The organism is Zavarzinia sp. (genome assembly GCF_041650655.1).
In the GTDB taxonomy this organism is placed as follows: Bacteria; Pseudomonadota; Alphaproteobacteria; order Zavarziniales; family Zavarziniaceae; genus Zavarzinia.
In genome coordinates, this window is sequence record NZ_JBAZKR010000003.1 from 42,109 (window position 1) to 60,396 (window position 18,288).

22 protein-coding genes are annotated in these 18,288 nt (G+C 69.1%); 8 read left to right on the forward strand and 14 right to left on the reverse strand.

The window, feature by feature from the left end; all coding sequences use genetic code 11:
• Positions 1 to 213 carry a hypothetical protein gene (locus WC493_RS01245; RefSeq protein WP_373061682.1) on the reverse strand — a complete coding sequence of 71 codons (213 nt, stop codon included), beginning with the start codon at positions 211 to 213 and terminating at the stop codon, positions 1 to 3.
• Between the two features lie 258 nt (positions 214 to 471).
• On the opposite strand from WC493_RS01245, the gene WC493_RS01250 reads away from it, so the two are divergent.
• On the forward strand, positions 472 to 876 hold the full coding sequence (locus WC493_RS01250; RefSeq protein ID WP_373061684.1) for a hypothetical protein: 405 nt from the start codon (positions 472 to 474) through the stop codon (positions 874 to 876).
• Positions 877 to 1,023: 147 nt separating this feature from the next.
• Complete coding sequence (locus WC493_RS01255; RefSeq protein ID WP_373061686.1) at positions 1,024 to 1,539, forward strand: hypothetical protein; 516 nt, start codon at positions 1,024 to 1,026, stop codon at positions 1,537 to 1,539.
• Positions 1,540 to 1,551: 12 nt separating this feature from the next.
• Here the strand turns inward: WC493_RS01255 and WC493_RS01260 are convergent, their stop codons facing one another.
• From WC493_RS01260 to WC493_RS01280, 5 genes are read right to left on the reverse strand one after another with little or no spacing between them, the layout of a single operon-like run.
• Entirely contained in the window at positions 1,552 to 2,346 is a 795-nt protein-coding gene (locus tag WC493_RS01260) for a dienelactone hydrolase family protein (protein ID WP_373061688.1), read from the reverse strand.
• 1 nt (position 2,347) lies between these two features.
• On the reverse strand, positions 2,348 to 2,479 hold the full coding sequence (locus WC493_RS01265; protein WP_373061690.1) for a hypothetical protein: 132 nt from the start codon (positions 2,477 to 2,479) through the stop codon (positions 2,348 to 2,350).
• A 26-nt stretch (positions 2,480 to 2,505) separates the two neighbouring features.
• Positions 2,506 to 3,375, reverse strand: coding sequence for a metal-dependent hydrolase (locus WC493_RS01270; RefSeq protein WP_373061692.1), 870 nt, complete (start codon positions 3,373 to 3,375; stop codon positions 2,506 to 2,508).
• Between the two features lie 7 nt (positions 3,376 to 3,382).
• Entirely contained in the window at positions 3,383 to 5,140 is a 1,758-nt protein-coding gene (locus WC493_RS01275; protein ID WP_373061694.1) for an SDR family oxidoreductase, read from the reverse strand.
• A gap of 2 nt (positions 5,141 to 5,142) precedes the next feature.
• Entirely contained in the window at positions 5,143 to 6,033 is an 891-nt protein-coding gene (locus tag WC493_RS01280; protein ID WP_373061696.1) for a M24 family metallopeptidase, read from the reverse strand.
• A 136-nt stretch (positions 6,034 to 6,169) separates the two neighbouring features.
• Here WC493_RS01280 and WC493_RS01285 point away from each other — a divergent pair, with 136 nt between their 5' ends.
• Entirely contained in the window at positions 6,170 to 6,790 is a 621-nt protein-coding gene (locus WC493_RS01285; RefSeq protein WP_373061698.1) for a TetR/AcrR family transcriptional regulator, read from the forward strand.
• Between the two features lie 3 nt (positions 6,791 to 6,793).
• Here the strand turns inward: WC493_RS01285 and WC493_RS01290 are convergent, their stop codons facing one another.
• Positions 6,794 to 8,959, reverse strand: coding sequence for a PepSY domain-containing protein (locus WC493_RS01290; RefSeq protein WP_373061700.1), 2,166 nt, complete (start codon positions 8,957 to 8,959; stop codon positions 6,794 to 6,796).
• Positions 8,960 to 9,068: 109 nt separating this feature from the next.
• Here WC493_RS01290 and WC493_RS01295 point away from each other — a divergent pair, with 109 nt between their 5' ends.
• From WC493_RS01295 to WC493_RS01305, 3 genes are read left to right on the forward strand one after another with little or no spacing between them, the layout of a single operon-like run.
• Entirely contained in the window at positions 9,069 to 9,374 is a 306-nt protein-coding gene (locus WC493_RS01295; RefSeq protein ID WP_373061702.1) for a PepSY domain-containing protein, read from the forward strand.
• A 3-nt stretch (positions 9,375 to 9,377) separates the two neighbouring features.
• Positions 9,378 to 10,040 (forward strand): winged helix-turn-helix domain-containing protein, encoded by a 663-nt coding sequence (locus WC493_RS01300; RefSeq protein ID WP_373061704.1) that lies wholly within the window; start codon positions 9,378 to 9,380, stop codon positions 10,038 to 10,040.
• Positions 10,037 to 11,371, forward strand: coding sequence for a sensor histidine kinase (locus tag WC493_RS01305; RefSeq protein ID WP_373061706.1), 1,335 nt, complete (start codon positions 10,037 to 10,039; stop codon positions 11,369 to 11,371). The genes WC493_RS01300 and WC493_RS01305 overlap by 4 nt, the downstream gene beginning before the upstream one ends.
• A gap of 93 nt (positions 11,372 to 11,464) precedes the next feature.
• On the opposite strand, the gene WC493_RS01310 is transcribed toward WC493_RS01305, so the two are convergent.
• The 5 genes from WC493_RS01310 to WC493_RS01330 form a co-directional block, all read right to left on the reverse strand.
• The gene (locus WC493_RS01310; protein WP_373061708.1) at positions 11,465 to 11,884 is read right to left on the reverse strand and encodes a cytochrome C; all 420 of its coding nucleotides are present in this window, start codon (positions 11,882 to 11,884) and stop codon (positions 11,465 to 11,467) included.
• Between the two features lie 2 nt (positions 11,885 to 11,886).
• A complete protein-coding gene (locus tag WC493_RS01315) occupies positions 11,887 to 12,309 on the reverse strand; it encodes a DUF1924 domain-containing protein (protein ID WP_373061710.1) in 423 nt (140 codons plus the stop codon).
• On the reverse strand, positions 12,306 to 12,839 hold the full coding sequence (locus WC493_RS01320) for a hypothetical protein (protein WP_373061712.1): 534 nt from the start codon (positions 12,837 to 12,839) through the stop codon (positions 12,306 to 12,308). The genes WC493_RS01315 and WC493_RS01320 overlap by 4 nt, the downstream gene beginning before the upstream one ends.
• Positions 12,826 to 12,966, reverse strand: coding sequence for a hypothetical protein (locus WC493_RS01325; RefSeq protein ID WP_373061714.1), 141 nt, complete (start codon positions 12,964 to 12,966; stop codon positions 12,826 to 12,828). Before WC493_RS01325 ends, WC493_RS01320 begins: the two co-directional genes overlap by 14 nt.
• A gap of 95 nt (positions 12,967 to 13,061) precedes the next feature.
• Positions 13,062 to 14,075 carry a glycerophosphodiester phosphodiesterase family protein gene (locus tag WC493_RS01330; RefSeq protein ID WP_373061716.1) on the reverse strand — a complete coding sequence of 338 codons (1,014 nt, stop codon included), beginning with the start codon at positions 14,073 to 14,075 and terminating at the stop codon, positions 13,062 to 13,064.
• A gap of 244 nt (positions 14,076 to 14,319) precedes the next feature.
• On the opposite strand from WC493_RS01330, the gene WC493_RS01335 reads away from it, so the two are divergent.
• Both WC493_RS01335 and WC493_RS01340 read left to right on the forward strand, forming a co-directional pair.
• Positions 14,320 to 16,176 carry an AMP-binding protein gene (locus WC493_RS01335; protein ID WP_373061718.1) on the forward strand — a complete coding sequence of 619 codons (1,857 nt, stop codon included), beginning with the start codon at positions 14,320 to 14,322 and terminating at the stop codon, positions 16,174 to 16,176.
• A 21-nt stretch (positions 16,177 to 16,197) separates the two neighbouring features.
• On the forward strand, positions 16,198 to 16,827 hold the full coding sequence (locus tag WC493_RS01340) for a LysE family translocator (protein ID WP_373061720.1): 630 nt from the start codon (positions 16,198 to 16,200) through the stop codon (positions 16,825 to 16,827).
• Between the two features lie 5 nt (positions 16,828 to 16,832).
• Here the strand turns inward: WC493_RS01340 and WC493_RS01345 are convergent, their stop codons facing one another.
• Together WC493_RS01345 and WC493_RS01350 are read right to left on the reverse strand one after the other, a co-directional pair.
• On the reverse strand, positions 16,833 to 17,441 hold the full coding sequence (locus WC493_RS01345) for a YqaA family protein (RefSeq protein WP_373061722.1): 609 nt from the start codon (positions 17,439 to 17,441) through the stop codon (positions 16,833 to 16,835).
• Positions 17,442 to 17,516: 75 nt separating this feature from the next.
• Positions 17,517 to 18,284 carry an MBL fold metallo-hydrolase gene (locus WC493_RS01350; protein WP_373061724.1) on the reverse strand — a complete coding sequence of 256 codons (768 nt, stop codon included), beginning with the start codon at positions 18,282 to 18,284 and terminating at the stop codon, positions 17,517 to 17,519.
• Positions 18,285 to 18,288 lie beyond the last annotated feature (4 nt).

Here is an 18,288-nt window from a genome sequence, read left to right on the forward strand (position 1 = left end):
TCAGCCGCCCTGCCGGACCATGCCGTAGCGGTCGTGCAGGGCGGTGATGGTGGCGAGGGTCTGCTCATAGTCGTGGAGGCGCGCCGCCCGGGGCGCCACCGCCTCGGCTACCTCGCGGAAGAAATCCTCGAAACCGCCGGGGCTGTAGAGGAAGAGCACCCGGGCCGGCGCATCCGCCGGATTCCACCAGCGGAAATTCACGAAGGGCGGCACGAAGACCGTGTCCCCGGCTGCTGGCCTTTCAGGAGGTGGATGGCGCGCTTCCGCCGAACGGCGGCTGATTGCCGCCTTATGGGATTCGACCGGAAATGGTGCTACCTGCCCGGCAGGGTGGCGGTCCGTCAGGTGTCGGTCAGGCGCCTGGGCGACCTTCTGCCTGCATGAGAACGAGATCGCCAACGGGCGAACGGGGATTGCCGCCGAGACGGTAAAGCCCGATCCGCCCACGATCCGCAGAACGGGGGGATGAACATGGCAAGCTACTTTTCACCCTATACTGGCGAGCCTGCCGGCAAGATCCTGATTGTCGATCACGACGCGTCGCGCCGGGCAGCCATCCAGTCGCAACTGGCCGGCTGGGGCTACGACACCAGGTCTGCCTACGACGGCTATTCCGGGATGCGCCAGGTTCTGCTTGAACGCCCCGATCTCATCATCGTCGACGACGGCCTCCTGGGCTGGTCGACCTCCACCGTGATCGAGGGGGCGGCGCGCCTCGGCTCACGCGCGGCTGTGCTCGTCCTCGGGGCGCGCGAACCCGACAGTAGCGTGCGTGCCCTGCGCCGGCGAATCGCCGGTGTGGTCGACGCCGAAGGCTCGCCCCGCGAACTGCTGAACATGGTCACCACCGCGCTGGCGCGGAATCAGTTCGCCTGATCGGCCAAGGCGGGGCATGGCGCACTCGCGGTATCGCGATGCGCCATGGGCCTGTGCACCATCTGACCCGTTCCGGTACCGTTCCTGCCACTCGTCTTGCGAAATGGTCCTTTCCGGAGGACTATATCGCGCCGGTCAGGCCCCATATTGAAGAAGGCTCAGGGCCGGGGCTGGTGGCGCAATGATTTCCGTCCCGCCGTTGCTCCGGGTTCCGGCAGGGCCGACGTCGAAGTCGGCGCGGAAGTGGAAAGGGGAATAGTGGATCATCTCACTGCGACAGCAGATTTCGGCGGGCCGAGAGTCCTCATCGTCGATAGCGATGTCGAGCGGCGGGCCAGTCTCTCGGCATTGATTTCTTCGTGGGGCTATGGCGTGGCTGGGGCCTATGATGCCTACGCCGGTATGCGTCAGGTTTTGCTGCAGCGGCCGGATCTCATCATCGTCGATGCCGATCTGCGGGGCTGGTCCTCTTCGGCGATGATCGACGGGGCGGCCCGCCTCGGGTCGCGCGCGCCCGTCGTCATGCTCGGTCGCGGCCGGCCGGAAGGCCTGCCGCCTCAAGGCTCGCGGCGGCGCATCGCGGGCGTGATCGATGGCCCGGGCAGTGGTGACGACCTGCGCCTCATCCTGGCCGACGCGGTGCGGCGCACCACCGCTCATTAATGGCCGGCCGCTTCAGGCGGCCGGCGTCAGGCGTTCCGCCAGAAAGGCGAGGGTCCGGTCCAGGGCGGCCCGCGTGGGCTCGCCCGGGCGGTCGATCAGATGGGTGGTCAGCGGGCTGTGGGCCGGTATGCCGGTGCCCGGCCGGGCGTGACGCGCATCGATCTCGATCGCCTCGAAGGCGTCGCCGAATTCCTGCCGCAGCCGCTCGAAGCGGGCCGGCGGCGACATGAAATCCTGGATGAAGCGAAGCCCCAGCAGGCGGGCACCCTCGTGCTCGATCTTGTCGTGGGCCGCGGCCAGTTCGGCGGGCGAGGCGTGAAGGCCGCGCCGCTGGCAGGGCAGCAGGCCGATCGGCAGCGACGGCTGGCACAGCACGGGGGCGATCACCGGTGCGTCCAGCATCATGGCGATGCCGAAATTGCCCGTCAGGCACATGCCGATGAAACCGACCCCCGGCCCGCCGCAGATGCCGTGGGCATGACGGGCCAGTGCCCGCAGCCAGTCGACCACCGGGCTCGAATGGTCGGCGGCCAGGACATGGAATTCCCGGCTGATGCAGACATGGGCCATGGTGCGGGCGATGGCGGCCGCGGTCATCTCAGCCCCCGGAACGCCGAACAGCTGGGGCATATAGACCCGGAAGCCGGCGTCGGCCACCGTCCGCGCCAGGCGGGCCACGGCCGGCGTGATGCCGGGCACTTCGGCGACCACGACGACCGCCGGCCCCGTGCCGCGGATGAAGACCTCGCGCGCGGCGCCGTCCAGCGTCAGGCTCTCGCTGTCGAAGCCGTCGAGTTCAGCCGCCATGTCAGGCCTTGGGCGGTTCCTTGGTCTCGGGGGCCGGTCTCTTCTGGTCGCCCAGGATGCTCTTGGCCGGGCAGACGGCGAAGGCCGGGCAGCGCTTGCAGGTGACGGCGAGGGCGATGGGGCAGAGGGTCATGGGTCGGGCTCCTTTTGGTGCCGCGCTCAGCGTACCGCTGGTGAGGCTGCGAGATAATCCAAAGCTATCGCCGTATCGGCTTCATTGGCCGGATTGTAGCCCGGCCGCAGGAAGCGCCAGCTCCCGCCCAGCAGGGTGCGCGCGGACGGGATCAGGTTCCGCCCGGCCGCCTTCCGCCATTCGGCGAAGAAGCCGGGTTTTTCCGCGAGATCCGGGTCCTGCGCCATCAGGTAGCGGGTCGATTCGATCCAATACCAGGTGAGCAGGGGAACGACGAAGCCCATGACCAGCAGCCGGTTGGTCAGCGGCGCCCCGGTCAGATGCTGATAGAGTTCCAAGGCGACGGCGCGATGCTCGACCTCTTCGGCGCCGTGCCAGCGCAGCAAGTCCATCATGACGGCATCGTGGTCCAGCGCGTCGATCTCCCGGTTCTCCAGGATGAACCGCCCCAGGATACAGGTGAAATGCTCGCCGGCGGCGATGACGCCGACCCTCGTGCCGAGCCACCAGCGCGCCAGCCTTTTTCCCCGGGCGGGCAGCAGGCCGAAGATCCGCGCCGGATCGCCGAACAGGAAATCGATCAGCCGCTGGGTCTTCGCCACGCCGTCGCGGATATCCATGCCGTGGCTCAGGAAATGCTCGATCAGCGGCTTGTGGGCGCCGCCGTGGATCGCTTCCTGGCGCATGAAGGCGATCACCTCGTCCCTCAGGCCATCGTCGGTCACATGGGGCAGCGCCTCCTTGAAGACCTGGCAGAACCAGGCTTCCGCGATCGGCAGCAGGATATGGGTCGAATTGGTCAGGTGGGAGACGAAGGGCTCGTTCGCGATCCACTGCGGCTTGGTACGGCTCCAGTCGAAGGCGACCTTGCGGGGCTTGATGGCGTGGCGGGTCATGGCGTCCTCACTTCGGCATCAGGTCGGCTTTGGCGAGCCGGCGCATCAGGGCGGGCGACAGCCGGCCCAGGGCATCGCCCAACACCGCTTCGAGGCCGACGCGGGCGACCGGATTGTTTCCCTCGATGCTCGCGACGATGCGGGCCGCCACCGTCTCGGCGGTGAGCGCCCGGCGGGCGTAGAGGCGCGAAGCGGCCTTGCGCTTCCGGGCCTGTTCGTCTTCGCTCACGCCGACGAAGCGGGTGCGGTCGGTGATGCCGGTGTCGATGATGCCGGGGCAGACGGCGGTGACGCCGATGCCGGCCTCGGCCAGTTCGGCGCGGAGGCAGGTCGACATCATCAGGACCGCTGCCTTGGTCGCGGCATAGGCGGAAAGGCCGCGTGCCGGCATATAGGCCGCGGCCGAGGCGACATTGACGATATGACCGCCCGATTTTCGTTCCGCCATGCGCTGGCCGAAAAGGCGGGCGCCATGGATCACGCCGAGGACGTTGATCTCCAGGAGGCGGCGCCAGTCGGCATCGCTGGTGTCGAGGAAAGAGCCGGCGAGGCCGATGCCGGCATTGTTGACGACGATGTCGACCGGGCCGCGTTCCGCGTCCACCCAGGACGCCAGCGCCTCCATCTCGGCGAGACGGCCGACGTCGCAACGCTGCGCCACCGCCTCGACCCCGACCAGGCGGACGAGAGTCGCGGTGCGTTCCGCCGCCTCGAGATCGATGTCGGTGGCGATCACGTCGACGCCGCGCTCGGCCAGCGCTATCGCGGTGGCCCGGCCGATGCCGCTGCCCGCGCCGGTGACCAGGGCCTGGCGCCCGGCGAGCGGGCCGGCGCCGGCAGTCCGGCCGGCAGCCAGGCGGCGGCCGTGGCGGAAGCTGCCGTCGTCCCGCCCGCCCTCGACACGGGCGACGAAGCGGCGGATCCGGCCGGCCAGCAGGCCGGGCTCGGTCAGGGGCAGCCAATGGCCCGCGGCGATCTCTTCCCGGGTCAGGTTCGGCACCCACTTCGCCAAGCCGTCGAAAGTGGCGGGGGCGGCGAAGGGATCGCCGGTGGCGACCAGGAGTTGGACCGGCACGTCGACTGTCTGCGGCTTCGGGCCGATCATGCGCTCGCGGAAATTGGCCCGGTAGAGGTTGACGCCGTTGATGCCGTCGCGCATCTGTCCCGGCCGCGCCTCGGCCGCGATGCCTTCGAGACGCTGCAGGATACGCGGCCACAGGCGGGCGACGCCGCCCCGCCACAAGGCGGGGGCCAGGAAAGGCAATTGAAAGGCGAGGATGTACCAGGAGCGCATCAACTGGTTCAGCGCTGCCGGCACGGCGGCCAGGCGGTCGTGCTTCAACCGTTCGCGCAGGGTCGCGAAGGCGATGTCGAGCGAGGGGGCGCCGAGGGCGGTGTAGGAGGCGATGCGGTGGCGCGTGCGCGGGTCGACCACGGCCTGCCAGCCCTGAATGGAACCCCAGTCGTGGCCGACCAGATGGACCTTGCCGCTGGGGGCGGCATGATCGAGCACGGTGGCGAGATCGGCCATCAGGCGGTCGAGGTGATAGCCGCGCACGCCTTGCGGCGCCGTGGAGACCCCGGCGCCGCGCACGTCATAGGTGATCACGCGGTGATCGGCGGCGAGATCGGCGACGACCCCGTCCCACACCGTGCTGTCGTCGGGATAGCCGTGGATCAGCACGACGGAAGGGCCGTCGGCCTTGCCGGTGACGCGGCCGGAAAGGGTGACTTCGTCCGAGGCGATGCGGAAGCTCTCGGTCATGGTCAGGCCGCCTTCGCCAGGTCGCGCCGTGCCTGCCAGCGCCGGACATGGGGCAAGTCATCGTCCAGCCACTGCGCCTTGCCGTCTGGTCCGATCACCATGAGTTCCTCGAATTTGGCGCCGACGTCGCGGAAGCCCAGGTGCGGTTCGACCGCCCAAAGGCCCGGCACCGGCGCATGGTCGGAGCTTTCGGCGCTGGACCAGAAGGGCGACCAGCCCTCGCGCCGGCCGGCCCGAACCTCGCGCAGGAGTTCGGTCACGCCGCGCAGCCCGAAACGGGCGACGGCGAAGGGCGACGGCGCCCCCTCCAGCATCTCGACCCGATGGGCCAGCACGCCGTAGGGATAGGCCTTGTGGCGCGGTTCGACCCCCTGGCGCCGGCACAGGGCGTCGACCGCGCGGGAAACCTCGGCCATGGTACGGCCCTGGTTCAGTTCCGCGACGATGAGGCTGCGATGGGCTTCGAGGTCGTCCAGCAGTTGCTCGACCACCGGGTTATGGCCGAGGGCACCGGAATAGCCGATGTCGGCCACGGCGCCGTCGACCACCGGGGCGCAGTCCAGGATGAAGGCCATGCCCTCCTCGATCCGGCGCAGGCCCGGGAAAAAGGCCGGGTTGAAGCCGCCGAAGACGCGCCAGGCGATCGGCCCGCGGAAAGCGGTGCGGTCGCCGAACCAGGCGAAGGGGGCGTGGAACCATTCGCGCACGCCGTGGTCGGCGGCCCAGGTGGCCATTTTCTTGGCCGCCTCGCGCTCGGTCATGCCGGGGCGCAGTTCGGCCGCCACCGCCTCGGCGCAGGCATAGGCGAACTGCTGGGCCTTGCGGAAGGATTCCAGGCGGGGATCAGGCAGGCGGGGATCACGCAGGTGGGGATCGGGATCGGCGGCGCTCATGTCGGGCCCTCGTGCGGCAAGATGGACGGGGGCGAAAAGCGACTGGCCTCCCCCGGGGTGATCGGGCACCCTTATTACTTGAGGGTAAGTTACGCATGAGTAATATTATGTCAATCGCCAAAAACAAGGTGGCGCGGTGACCGGCCGGCGCCTGCCCCGGGCCGAACGCGAGGCGCAGATCCTGGGTGTGGCGGCGGCGATGTTCGCCGCGCGCGGCTTCCATGCCACCAACATGGACGAGGTGGCGGCGGCCTGTGGCGTGACCAAGCCGATGATCTACAGCTATTTCGGCTCGAAACCCGGGCTGATGACGGCTCTCGTGCGGCGTACCGGCGACCGCATCCTGGCCGAATTGACCGGCGTCGCCCTGGTCGCCGATCCGGCGGAACGTCTGCGCGAAGGGGTGAAGCGCCTGATAGCCACGCTCTATGGCGAGACCGAGCCCTGGCGGGTGGTCTTCGCCGCCATGCGGGGCGAGGGACCGGCGGTCGATCTCGCCCGCGGCTACCGCGCGGCGCTGATCCATGTCGGGGTGATGACCATGGCGGCGCTCGCCCCGCCGGGCCTGGCCGAGGCGAGCGCCCGCCGCATCGTCAGCCCCTATGCCTATGCCCTGCTCGGCGCCGCCGAGGCCGGGGTGGAATGGTGGCTGCACAATCCGGGCGTCACCCTGGCCGAGACCGAAGGGACCGCGCTCAAGGTCCTGGACGCCCTGATCGAGCTGGCCCGCCGCGACCTGACGGCCGGGCGGGCCTGAAGCTCAGTCGAACAGATCGAAGGCGAGGCGGCCTTCGCCCTTCCAGGCGGCGAGCCGGTTCCGGGCCGCCTCGAGGTCGAGGCCGCCTTGTTCGCGCAGGATCGCCAGCAGCGCCTCTTCGACCGAAATGCCGAGGCCGCGGCGCCCGCAGACATAGAGCGAGGCCCCGCGCCGGTCGAGCCAGTCGAACAGCGCAGGCCCGGCCTCCGCCATGCGGTCCTGGACATGGGCGGGTTCGGCATCGCGCGAGAAGGCGGTGTCGAGCCGGTCCAGCACGCCCTCGCGGACATAGGTGGTCAGGCGCTCGCGGTGGAAGAAATCGCCCGCGACATGGCGGTTGCCGAAGAACAGCCAGGCCGGGCCATGAGACGGCATGGCGTGCCGCTCGGCCAGGAAGCCCAGGAAGGGGGCGACGCCGCAGCCGCCCGCGACCATGATCACCGGCCGATCCGCCGGGGGCGGATTGAAGTCTTCGTGGTGGCGGATCGCCGCCTCGATCGCGGCGCCCTTCTCGAGGTGCCGGCACAGCAGGCCGGAGGCGGCGCCCAGGTGCTCGACGCCGGCTTCGTCCGTGTAGCGGGCGAGGCCGACGGTCAGCTCGACCCAGTGCGGATCGGCGCTGCCGATCGAATAGCAGCGCGGCGCCATCCCTTCCGGCGTCACCATGAGGAGGTCGCCCGGGCGATAGTCGAGGGGTTCCGTGCTCTGCAGCACCAGGTGCCAGGCTTCCGACGTGCCTTCGACGGTGGGGTCGTCCAGCCGTTCGCGCCGGACCAGGGTCAGGTGGGCCGGCTGGTCGGCCACGGGGGCGGCGGCGGCCGGTGCCCCCAGGTCCAGATGGGCGAAGACTGCGGCGCTCCAGGCCAGGAAGGCGTCGGTGGGATCGCCGTCGGCGCGCACCAGGGGGAAGACGGCGCGGGCGCCATGGGACACCAGGGCATCGTCCAGCCGCTCGCCGCCACCGCAGAAATGGCCATAGCGGCGGTCGCCCAGGGCGAGCAGGGCATAGGCGGTGCCGTCCAGCCGCTGGTCGCCGAGGCGGGCGACGAAGTCTTCGCCCGCGGCGGGCAGTTCGCCGTCGCCGGTGGTCGCGGCGATCAGCAGGACCAGGCGCTGCCCGGCCAGCTCACCCGGATCGACCGCTGCGAGGGAGGCGGTCGTGGTGGCGATGCCGGCCTGGCCGAGCTGGGCGGCGGTCGCCTTGGCGAGACGGGCGGCGGTGCCGGTCTGGCTCGCATAGGCGATCAGGACGTCGGCCCCTTCTGTGCCCTCGCGGGCGGCGTCGAAGCGCCGCCGGCGGTACCAGGACAGCGTGCCGGTCACGGTCAGGCCGCCGAGCACCAGGGCGCCGGCCAAGTTGAGCGCGCCGGACCAGCCGCCCGCCCAGGTGCCTTCATGCAGTTCCTGGATCAGGCCGGGGCCGCTCGAGGCGGTCAGGCCGCCGGCGCTGGCGACGAAGGTCTTGGCCGGTTCGGTCAACTGGATGATCACCAGGCCGCGGCGGAAGCTCCGCGCCACCTCGAGATGGGACAGGTCGACCGTCTGGGCCGCCAGGGTCAGGGCCGCGACGGGCGTGGTGGCGCCGCCGCTCGGCGGCGGCAGGGAGGGGCGGCCGATGCCGAGCGTCATCAGCACCGCGGTCACCGGCAGCAGGGCGGACAGCGGCAGCAGGAACCAGCCGATCGCGCCATGCCAGCCGAGCAGCGTGTTGCGCAGCCGCGGCCAAGCCAGGAAGGGGCCGACGACGACCACGATCGTCATGGCATAGGCGGCGATCTCGACCAGGATGCCGGCGCCCACCAGCAGGCTGCGGTGCAGGTCCTCGATCAGGCGGAAGAAATCGAAGGGGGCGGGCTGGTCGGCGATCTGGGCGCCGCCGTCGAGCGCATAGGTTTTCCAGCGCCCGCCCTGCACCAGGGTGACGCTGGCGCCGTCCGCCCCGGGCATCACCATGGTGGCCTGGCCCTGCGGGTCGGCCTGGGTGATGGTGCGCAGGAGGGCGGCGGGATCGATCGCGGCGGCCGGCGGCGGGGCTGCCCAGTCGTCCAGCATCGGCTTCACGGCCAGAATGCCGCCGCTCAAGATGACGAGAATGAAGATCGGCGCCAATGCGAGCGCCAGCCAACGGTGCAGCCAGAGCAACCGGGCTTTGGTAACGACACGCGACATGATGAAGTCCTGCCCTTTCAATCTTCCGCCACCATGGGCGCGGTCGCCTGACGAGAAGCTGAACCGGCCGTTCATCATCGGTTCAGGCGGCGGGCGCTAGGATCGCACCATGCGCATCCTCCTGGCATTCGTGTTCTTTCTCGGCCTCGCCCTGCCGGCGGCGGCGGACGACGATGCCGCCCGCGCGCTCGAAGAGCTGCGCGCCGGCCGCATCCTGCCGGTCGAAACCATCGTCGCGGCGGCCCGCCAGCAGTTCGGTGGCGATCTCCTCGACGTCGAATTGGAAGACGAGGATGAAGGTTTCGTCTATGAAATCAAGCTGCTGGCACCGGACGGGCGGATTCTGAAGCTCGAATACGATGCCGCCACGGGCGCCCTCCTGCACCGGCGGGGCCGGCACGAAGGGGTGAAGTGAGCGATGCGGCTGCTGGTGGTCGAGGACACGCCCGAGTTGGGCGAGCAATTGGTGCAGCGCCTCACCGCCGAAGCCTATGCCGTCGATCTCGCCCGCGACGGCGAGGAAGGCCAGTTCCTGGGCGAGACCGAACCCTATGATGCCATCGTGCTCGACCTCGGTCTGCCGCGGATCGACGGCCTCTCGGTGCTCAAGCATTGGCGGGCGCGCGGCATCGCCACGCCGGTGCTGATCCTGACCGCGCGCGGTGCCTGGCACGAGAAGGTGCAGGGCATCGATGCCGGTGCCGACGACTATCTGGCCAAGCCCTTCGCCATGGAGGAATTGCTGGCCCGTCTGCGCGCCCTGATTCGCCGCACCATGGGCCATTCCGCCCCGGTGCTGACCTGCGGCCCGGTCACGCTCGATACGCGCTCGGGCAAGGTCGCGGTGGCCGGCGAAGCGATCGACCTGACCGCCTATGAATTCAAGGTGCTGGACTATCTGATGCACCGCCAGGGCCAGGTCGTGTCGCGCACCGAACTGACCGAACATGTCTACGCCCAGGATTTCGACCGCGACTCGAATACGATCGAAGTCTTCGTCGGGCGCCTGCGGCGGAAGCTCGGCAACGACCTGATCGCCACCGTGCGCGGCCTCGGCTATCGCTTGGGGCCGGCGGCGTGACCATCGCCCGCTCGCTCCGTTTCCGACTGCTCGCGGGCGCCGCGGTCTGGGTCACCCTGGCACTCGCGGTCGCCGGCTTCGGCCTGTCCGAATTGTTCCGTGCCCATATGCAGGACCAGGTCGAGGCCGAGCTGAACCGCAACCTCGACCAGCTCTCCGCCAATCTCGAGGCCGACGACAAGGGCGCGCCCACGCTCCGCCAGGCGCTCTCCGACCCGCGCTTCCAGCGCCCGCTCTCCGGTCTCTATTGGCAGATCGACGGGGCCGGAGGGACGATGCTGCGCTCGCGCTCGCTCTGGGATGCCGTGCTGCCGCCGCCGAACGGCGTCCAAATGCGGCCCCACCGCCATGCCGAATTCGGGCCCGACAAGCAGTTCATCTATATCCTCGAACGCAATGTGACGCTGGCCGACCGCGACCTGAGCTTCCACCTCTCGGTCGCCATCGACCTCGCCGATGCCATGGCCGCTTCGGCCGATTTCGACCGGGTCCTGGTGCTCTCCCTCGCCGTGCTGGCCGCGGCGCTGATCGCCGCCAGCGTCGTCCAGGTCCAGGTCGGGCTGCAACCGCTGGCGGCGCTCCAGCACGAACTGGCCGAAGTGCGAAAGGGTGGCCGCCGCCGTCTCACCGACGAAGGGCCGCGGGAGGTCTCGCCGCTGGTCAAGGACCTCAATGCCCTGCTCGGCCGGACAGAAGAGGGCATCGCCCGCGCCCGGCTCGAAGCGGGCAATCTGGCCCATGCCCTGAAGACCGACCTCGCCATCGTCTCGAACGACGCAGGCGCGCTGAGCGGACCGCAAGCGCGGGCGATCCGCGAACGCCTGGCGGCGATCCGGCGCACCATCGACCGTCACATGGCGCGCGCCCGCGCCGCCGCCACCCATGGCGTTCCGGGCAGCACGGCGGCGGTGGCCGATTCGGCCGCCGGCATCGTCCGCGTGCTGCGCCGCCTGAGCGAAGAGAAGGACCTGGTGATCGAGACCGAGGTGCCGGCCGACCTCGTCTTCGCCGGCGATCGCCAAGACCTCGACGAGATCCTGGGCAATCTGATCGACAATGCCTGTAAATGGGCGCGCAGCCGGGTCCTGGTGAGCGGTCGGGCCGCCGCGGGGCGGCTCACCGTGGTGGTCGAGGACGATGGCCCGGGGCTTGCCGACGATGTCCGCGATGCGGTCACGGCACCCGGCGTCCGGCTCGACGAATCGGTGCCGGGCACCGGTCTCGGCCTTGCTGTGGTGAAGGAATTCGCCGGTCTCTATGGCGGCCGGCTGAGCCTCGACCGCTCGCCGCTCGGCGGGCTCCGCGCCGCGGTCGAATTGCCCGCGGTCTGAACTATTCCGGACCGGCGCGGAAGGGTGAGGGGCGTCCCTTCCGCACCGGCCCGGCTGCCTGCCGCAGGGCTCGCGCCGCCGGCAGCAGGGGGATCAGTCGTCCTCGTAGAGGCCGGCTGCGGCGTCGCGGTGGCAGGCGACGCAATCGATCTTCGAGGCGGCACCCGAGCGTTTCCAGGCGCGGTCCGAGAAGTCATGCTCGTGCCGCCACCAACGTTGTTCGGTGATGCGCAGCACGTTGGGATCGCCGCGTCCCGCATTGGCCGTGAGATAGCTCTCGATCGCCGTCGCGGTGGCGGGCGGCAGGCTGGCATTCTCGCCGAAGTGATCGCTGAGATTGCCCATGATGCGGTGCCAGCTCCCGGCCGGCAGCAGGGCCGGCTGGAACGCCATGTGGCACTCGCCGCATTCCTTGGCGGTGGTCGGATCGTTCACCGGGGGAATGTAATCCTCGGCGAGCGCGGCGGTGCCGCCGGCGAACAGCAGGGCGGTGGCGAGCAACAGGCGGCGCATGGTCAGAGCCCCGAGAGATAGGCGATGAAGTCGCCCCGTTCGATCGGCGTGCACTCGCGGCCGAGCACGCTCATGCAATCGCGCGCGAAATGCTTCTCCACGTCGGCCGTCACGGTGAAGCGGTCCGGGTTGGTCGAGACCGCCATGGGCAGGATCTCGCGCCCGGTCCGGTAATGCTTGCCGGCGAGCCTGGGATCGGGGCCGTGGCAGGTGGCGCAGGCCGGCGTCTCCGGCTTGCCGCCGGTATGCGGGCCCATGTAGAGGGCGCGGCCGCGGTCGGCCGAGAAGCCGGCGAAACCGGGGCCGGCGGCAGCCGCATAACCGTCGACGATCGCCTTGCGGGCGGCATCGTTACCGGCCGCGAGGGCGCCCGCCGAGACGGCGAGCAGGACGGCGACGGCGGTGGGCAGGACGAATTTCTTCACGGCAGGACCTCGCGGGGTTTGGTGATGACGGCGGCCGGCAGTCGCTTGATGGAAAGGCGCTTCAGGCCGGCCAGCAGGAACATCGCGACGCCATGGCCGATCGCCAGGAAGAGGGCGATGTCGCCCAGCGCCTCGTGCAGGTGCTCGAGCTGGACGACATAGTCGGCGACGGCACCGGAGAGGGCCGCGGCCGCGGTGCCGGCCAGGATCAGGACGGCGATCCAGGGCAGCAGCGGGCTCCGCTCGCCCATCGCCCGCCGCTCCAGCCGCAGCACGCGGCCGAGCCAGCGCGCCGCCGCCTGGAGCGAAGGCCGGGGCAGGCGCAGCATGCTGCCACGCGGTGCAAAGGCGGCCATCAGCAGGCGCGCGGCCAGCGCCGCGATCACCGTATAGCCAGCGAAGACGTGGATGCCGTAGGAATCCTCGCCGCCCGAAAGATAGGCGGTCAGGAAGGCGCCGCTCATCACCGCATGGAAGCCGAGCAGCAGGGTGACGGCGCCGGTCCGACGCTTGCGGTCAGTCGTTGCCATGGTCGGAACCTCCGGCGACGATGTCGGTCAAGCTGGCCGGGCCATAGCGCCAGGCCTGATAGCCGCCGCCCAGGACGGCGACGCACAGGGCCATGGCCAGGCCCTGCAGGATCATCTTCTTCAGCATGTAGCCTCTCATGCCCGTTGATGCTGAGCATGATGGCGAGGTGGCGCTGAGCGAAGCCTGAACGCGCCGTTCAGCCCCCGTTCATGCAGAAGATATCAGTGGCCGTGGCGGCGGGCGGCCAGGGCGCGGGCCGGTTCGTCGGTCACCACGGCATCGGCGCCGAGGTCGAAGGCCCGGCGATAGGCGGCAATGGCGGCCCGGCGCGGCTGCACCGGATTGTCCGCATCGGCATAGCCGCCGATGAAGAGTTGCAGCCCGGCGGCCTTGGCATTGCCGACCACGGCGGGCACCGGCGCCCCGTCGTCGAGGCCGCCCAGCGTGTCCTGCACGTCGACCAGCACGGCATCGGCGAAATTGCGCACGCTGCGCAGCCCGTCGGCCGTGGCGTAATCGGCGAAGCTGCGGCGGTCGCCGGTCTGGGCGGCATCGGCCGGCCGGCTGTTCGGCGTGCCCAGCACGAAGACGCGGCGCCCCTGGAGCCCGCCCAGGCGGGCGAAGCTGGAGGGCTCGCTCGCACCGATCAGCACGTCGGGCGAGGCCGCGAAACCGTATTTTTGCAGCGTGCTGATCAGCCGCGGCTCCATCGGGCGGCCGCGGGCGGCATGGACCTGGGTGTCGTGTAGCACGATCAGCAGGCCGATCGTGCGCCGCCGCTCGCTCTGCCGGCGTTCGACCAGGACCAGCAGGTCTTCCAGGATCGGGGCGGAGAACATGCCGTCGAAGGAATTGTCCCGCCCCGGGATGGTTTGCCGCGCGGTCAGGCGGGCATAGTCCTGGTAGCTGGTGAAATCGATCGGGAAGCCGATCGGCGCCGGTTCGCCCTTGATCGGGCCGGGCGGGGTCAGCACGCTCGCCGCATTGGTGGTGGCGGCCAGGTTGCGGTCGGTTCTGATCACCAGGACGCCGTCGAAGGTCTGATAGACGTCGACCCGGAGACTGTCGGCGCCCTGCAGGATGGCGAGGTCGAAGGCCGCCAACGTCGCTTCCGGGAAGGTGATGGCCGTGCCGTTGCGCGCGATCACCTCCGGCTGGCCCGCCCGGGCGGCAGAGCCGGCGCCCAGGGCCGCACCCGCCGCGAGCAGGCCGGCGATCAGCAGACGTCGCACCATGACCATTCTCCCGAAGCCTTTAACTACGCGCAGGACCTTAGCCGACTGCCGCCCGGCATTGAAGGAAAAGCACGGGATCTTTCGTCGCGGGGCGGGGGGCGACGACGGGCAGCAAGGAAATTGCGAGACCATGGCGTCATTCATGCGTTTGTTTGTTGCAATGGCGCGACAGGTTTGCAAACTCCCGCCCCATGTGCCGCGGCCTGCGCAGCCGGGGACCAAGAAAATCGAGGGAGAGCAGGGCATGAAGCCGCCATTCCGCAAGATCAACTACCTGTCGAACGACCTCGCGGTCACCCGGCGCGACAACGGCGAAATGCTGCTGCGACTCGGCCACGAACTCGCCGACTACGACCACAACATGCTGGTGCCGCTGCACAAATGGGCGGCGGAGGAGCCGGATACCCTGTGGCTCGCCCAGCGCGGGCCGGACCGCGACTGGCGCAAGGTGACTTATGGCCAGGGTCTCGCCTATGTGAATGCGATCGCTGCCGCCATGCTGGCCCGCGGGCTCGGACCGGACGCCGCCGTCATGGTGCTGTCGGGCAATTCGATCGAACACGCCCTGATTATGTATGGCGCGATCGCCGCCGGCGTGCCGGTCAGCTCGATCAGCCAGGCCTATTCGCTGATGTCGCTCGACCATGCGAAGCTCGTCTATGTCTTCGACCTGATCAAACCGAAGATCGTTTTCGTGCAGAACGGCCGCTTCTTCGAGGCGGCATTGGTCAAACTCAATCTCGACGGGGTCGAGGTCGTCTATGTGTCCGACGCGCCGGGCTCGATCCCGGCGACCGATTTCTCCGACCTGCTGCAGACCCCCGTCGGCCCCGAAGTGGCGGCCGTCTACGAGCGCCTCGGGCCCGATTCGGTCTGCAAATATCTCTTCACCTCGGGCTCGACCGGCATGCCCAAGGCGGTGATCAACACCCACCGAATGCTCTGCGCCAATGCCAAGATGGCGCAGATGCTGGTGCTCGACCAGGCCGCCTGGCGCGCCGCGGAAGGGGCGCCGGTGATGGTCGACTGGCTGCCCTGGAGCCACACCTTCGGCGGCAACGCCAATCTCCACGGCGTTCTCAGCAGCGGCGGCAGCCTCTATATCGACGACGGCCGCCCCCTGCCCGGCCTGTTCGACGAGACCCTGGCAAACCTCCGCGAAATCTCGCCCACTACCTATATGAACGTGCCCGTCGCCTTCTCCATGCTGCTCTCGGCCATGGAAAAGGACGAGGACATGGCCAGGACCTTCTTCAAGAAACTGAAGTTCTGCGCCTATGGCGGGGCCGCGCTGAGCCAGGACCTGTGGGAGCGTTTCCAGGTGCTGGCGATCCGCATCACCGGCGAACGCGTCATTTTCACCACCGGCTGGGGTTCGACCGAAACGGCGCCGGTGGCGACCAGCGTGTTCCGCGAGAGCGAGCGGGTCGGCATGATCGGCCTGCCCCTGCCGGGCGTCGACCTGAAGCTGGTGCCCAATGGCACCACCTACGAGGTCCGGGTGCGCGGGCCGCTGGTCACCCCGGGCTATTACCAGGAGCCGGCCAAGACGGCGGAAGCCTTCGACGAGGAAGGCTTCTACCGGATCGGCGACGCCGCCAAATTCCTGGATCCCGAGCATCCGGAACTGGGCCTGGTGTTCGACGGCCGCGTGGCCGAGGACTTCAAGCTCGACACCGGCACCTGGGTGCAGGCCGGCCGGCTCCGGGTCGAAGTCGTGGGGGCGGCATCACCGGCGATCCAGGACGCGCTGATCTGCGGTCACGACCGCAAATATGTCGCCGTACTGGCTTGGCCCAACTGGGTCGGCCTGCCCAAGGTGGTGACCGACGAGGCGGCCCAGGGCTCGCTCGAAACCATGCTGAACTCGAGCCAGCTGGTCGAACACATCCGGCGCGGCCTGCGCAGCCACAACCGGGCCAATCCGGGCTCCTCCACCGTGGTGAAGCGGGTCCTGTTCATGACCGAACCGGCGAATCTCGACGCTGGCGAAATCACCGACAAAGGGTATATCAACCAGAAAGCAGCCTTGACCCGCAGGGCTCATCTCGTCGAAAAGCTGTATGCCGATCCGCCGGGCAACGACGTGATCGTCATCTGATCCGTCTGCGTCCGGGGCAAAATGGAAATTGAATCGTTCGTCCGTGCGCTGATCGTCGGCTATGTCGTTGCGGCGCCGGTCGGACCTGTCAATCTCGTCTGTATTCACCGGACGCTGCACGTCAGCCGGGTGAACGGCTTCATGGCCGGGGTCGGCGGTGCCATCGCCGACGGTCTCTTCGCCGTGATCGCCGCCTTCGGCCTCACCGCGATTTCCGACTGGATGCTGTCGCACGACGCCTGGATGCGGCTGTTCGGCGGCATTTTCCTGATCGGCCTGGGCGTGCGCACCTTCTTCACCGAGCCGCATGACCGCAGCCTGAAGGCGGACGAAGGCGGCATTCCCCACGCCATGGCCGGCACCTTTCTGCTGACCGTCAGCAACCCGATCACCATCCTCGGCTTCGCCACGGTCTTCGCCTCGACTGGCCTCGCCGGCGACGGCACTTTCGTCCACGCCGTCTTCACCGTGGCCGGGGTCTTCTCCGGCTCGGTGCTGTGGTGGCTGACGCTGGCCTTCCTGGTCGGCCTGCTGCGCGGCAAGCTCGAACAGCGCGGGCTTCAGACCATCAACCGGATCTCCGGCTTCGCCATCGGCTGTTTCGGCATCTGGGCCCTGGTCAGCCTGATCGACCACCCGCTATTCAAATAGGCCGGTCAGAGCATCGCGAAGGCGACGAAGCCGCCGGCCACGAGCAGGATGCCGCCGAACAGCACTTTCATCTTGTGGCGGGCGATGATCGCCTTGGCCTGGGGGCCGAAGGCGTAGAACAGCGCCGCCACGATGAAGAAGCGCGCCGTCCGCGTCACCGCGCAGGAGACGACGAAGGTCAGCAGGTTGAGGCCGACCACGCCGCTCGCGATGGTGACCAGCTTGAAGGGGATGGGCGTGAAGCCCTTGGCAACGATGATCCAGCCGCCCCATTCCTGGAACCGCTGCTGGAAGGAATCGAAGGCCGGCTGCAGGTGATAGAAATCGATCACCGCCTTGCCGATCGTATCGTAGAGGCCGAAGCCGATGGCATAGCCGGCGAGCCCGCCCACGATCGAGGCGATCGAGCAGACCGCGGCGGCGAGCCAGACCCGGTCGCGCCGCGCCAACACCACGGCGGCCAGCACCGGATCGGGCGGGATCGGGAAGAAGGAGGCTTCGGCGAAGGAGACCAGGGCGAGCAACCACAGGCCGCGTGGCCCGGCGGCCGCATCCAGCGCCCGGGTCAGCAGGGATTTCTTCGCCGGCCGCCCGACTTCCGCATTGCTCGCCATTCAACTAGTCCCGATTGCCGCCGACGCCCCTCTATGGCCGGAATAAACCCCGAGCGCCAGGGTGCGGTTCCCTCGTCAGGCGCGTTTCGCCAGATAGGCGTCGGCCAGTTCGACCAGGCGTGCGCGCCCGAAACTCGGGTCGTGGCCGGCATGGACGACGTTGACCGGCAGCTCGCGCAGCCGCTTCATGGTGCGCACATAGGTCGGAATGTCGGCGCCGCCGATCTCGTCGAGGAGCGGGCCGTCATAGATCGCATCGCCGGAGAAGAGCGTGCCGGTCGCAGCTTCCCAGAGGCCGATCGAGCCCGGCGAATGGCCCGGCAGGTGCAGGACTTCGAAGCGCCGGTCGCCCAGGTCGATCACGTCGCCCTCGACCACCGTCTCGGTGACGACCGAATCCTTCAGGGCATAGGTGGCGGCATTATAGCCGGCGAAGGGGATGGCGGTGATCAGATCGCCTTCGAAGGGATAGCCCCAGGCGGCCATCTTGCGCGCGAAATCGGGCCCCAGGATGGAGCCGAGCAGGGCGCCCCGGTCCTTGGGGTGGCGCAGGTTGTCGGCCTCGATCTCGTGGACCAGCGTGTGCTCGAATTCGTGGTGGCCGCCGATATGGTCGATATGGGTGTGGGTGGCGACAGCAGTGACCGACTTGCCGAACAGGTGCCGTGCCGCCTCGCGCAGCGATGCGACCCCCATGCCGGTGTCGATCACCAGGTCCCGGTCGCGCCCGCGCACATGCCAGATGTTGCAGCGCATGAGCGGCACCACATGGGGTTCCCACAGCAAGGTGACGTCGTCGTCGATGCGACGGCTCTCGAACCAGCGTTCGGCGATGGGCAACATGGGG

Excerpts from the sequence above, each read along its gene's own strand:
- WC493_RS01250 (WP_373061684.1), top strand. The coding sequence starts at position 472 with ATGGCAAGCTACTTTTCACCCTATACTGGCGAGCCTGCCGGCAAGATC.
- WC493_RS01260 (WP_373061688.1), bottom strand. The coding sequence starts at position 2,346 with ATGGCGGCTGAACTCGACGGCTTCGACAGCGAGAGCCTGACGCTGGAC.
- WC493_RS01265 (WP_373061690.1), bottom strand. The coding sequence starts at position 2,479 with ATGACCCTCTGCCCCATCGCCCTCGCCGTCACCTGCAAGCGCTGCCCG.
- WC493_RS01270 (WP_373061692.1), bottom strand. The coding sequence starts at position 3,375 with ATGACCCGCCACGCCATCAAGCCCCGCAAGGTCGCCTTCGACTGGAGC.
- WC493_RS01275 (WP_373061694.1), bottom strand. The coding sequence starts at position 5,140 with ATGACCGAGAGCTTCCGCATCGCCTCGGACGAAGTCACCCTTTCCGGC.
- WC493_RS01280 (WP_373061696.1), bottom strand. The coding sequence starts at position 6,033 with ATGAGCGCCGCCGATCCCGATCCCCACCTGCGTGATCCCCGCCTGCCT.
- WC493_RS01290 (WP_373061700.1), bottom strand. The coding sequence starts at position 8,959 with ATGTCGCGTGTCGTTACCAAAGCCCGGTTGCTCTGGCTGCACCGTTGG.
- WC493_RS01295 (WP_373061702.1), top strand. The coding sequence starts at position 9,069 with ATGCGCATCCTCCTGGCATTCGTGTTCTTTCTCGGCCTCGCCCTGCCG.
- WC493_RS01300 (WP_373061704.1), top strand. The coding sequence starts at position 9,378 with ATGCGGCTGCTGGTGGTCGAGGACACGCCCGAGTTGGGCGAGCAATTG.
- WC493_RS01310 (WP_373061708.1), bottom strand. The coding sequence starts at position 11,884 with ATGCGCCGCCTGTTGCTCGCCACCGCCCTGCTGTTCGCCGGCGGCACC.
- WC493_RS01320 (WP_373061712.1), bottom strand. The coding sequence starts at position 12,839 with ATGGCAACGACTGACCGCAAGCGTCGGACCGGCGCCGTCACCCTGCTG.
- WC493_RS01325 (WP_373061714.1), bottom strand. The coding sequence starts at position 12,966 with ATGCTGAAGAAGATGATCCTGCAGGGCCTGGCCATGGCCCTGTGCGTC.
- WC493_RS01330 (WP_373061716.1), bottom strand. The coding sequence starts at position 14,075 with ATGGTGCGACGTCTGCTGATCGCCGGCCTGCTCGCGGCGGGTGCGGCC.
- WC493_RS01335 (WP_373061718.1), top strand. The coding sequence starts at position 14,320 with ATGAAGCCGCCATTCCGCAAGATCAACTACCTGTCGAACGACCTCGCG.
- WC493_RS01340 (WP_373061720.1), top strand. The coding sequence starts at position 16,198 with ATGGAAATTGAATCGTTCGTCCGTGCGCTGATCGTCGGCTATGTCGTT.
- WC493_RS01345 (WP_373061722.1), bottom strand. The coding sequence starts at position 17,441 with ATGGCGAGCAATGCGGAAGTCGGGCGGCCGGCGAAGAAATCCCTGCTG.
- WC493_RS01350 (WP_373061724.1), bottom strand. The coding sequence starts at position 18,284 with ATGTTGCCCATCGCCGAACGCTGGTTCGAGAGCCGTCGCATCGACGAC.